Source organism: Peribacillus sp. P4_C12 (assembly GCF_056402095.1).
This window is the reverse complement of record NZ_JBFUIB010001018.1, coordinates 1-819: the sequence shown is the minus strand read 5'-3', so window position 1 is coordinate 819 and position 819 is coordinate 1. Positions and strand designations below refer to the sequence as shown.

Annotated in this window: 1 protein-coding gene and 1 pseudogene; both read right to left on the bottom strand. The window is 42.0% G+C overall.

What is annotated here, in order from left to right:
• Positions 1-184: pseudogene (locus tag AC1DUW_RS30930) on the bottom strand (class III poly(R)-hydroxyalkanoic acid synthase subunit PhaC); the annotation flags it as partial.
• Between the two features lie 2 nt (positions 185-186).
• Positions 187-819: acetyl-CoA C-acyltransferase (locus tag AC1DUW_RS30925; RefSeq protein WP_477644466.1), on the bottom strand; the 633-nt coding region annotated here is incomplete at its 5' end.

The following is an 819-nucleotide window of genomic DNA, read 5'->3' as shown; positions in this document are numbered from 1 at the left end:
AGCTCAGGGTGCAGAGTTGCAAATATTGATGTTATTGTACCACCTATGCAGTATCCCAGAATGGACACTTCCTCCGCATTCGATTTCCGAAAGGCTTTCGCACTGCTCGTGGGATGTAGTCCATAATATAATCATCTAATTTCATATTATTATCTTCCATGCCTGGTGTACCCCAATCAAACATGTTCATAGAGCCTCAATGATTACTGAGATTCCTTGTCCTCCTCCAATACAGAGGGAAGCTAGTCCATACTTCTTTTCTCGATTCCGTAACTCTAGGGCCAATGAATATATAATTCTAGCTCCACTAGCACCAACTGGATGACCTAATGCGATTGCTCCACCATTGACGTTAACTTTTTCCCGTTTCAATCCAAGCTCTCTCTCTACTGCAAGATACTGGGCAGAGAATGCTTCATTGATTTCGAACAAATCGATATCTTCAATATTGAGTCCGGCTTTCCGTAAAGCTAATTGACTAGCAGGAACTGGTCCAATACCCATAATATTTGGGTCTACCCCCGCAATCCCCCAGGATATGATTCTTGCCAATGGCTTCACATTGTGATTGGTTTGAAGGAAGGATTCACTTCCAAGTATTAATGCAGCTGCCCCATCATTAATACCACTGGCATTACCTGCCGTTACGGTCCCATCCTTTTTAAAGGTTGGTTTCAGTTTCGCTAATCCTTCAATTGAAGTATTATGCCGAATATGTTCATCTTCTAAAATGGTTATTTCTTTTCCTTTTTTGGTGAATATCGTGACAGGGGAAATCTCTTGTTGAAATCGCCCTGTCAGTTGGGCCTTTGCTGATCT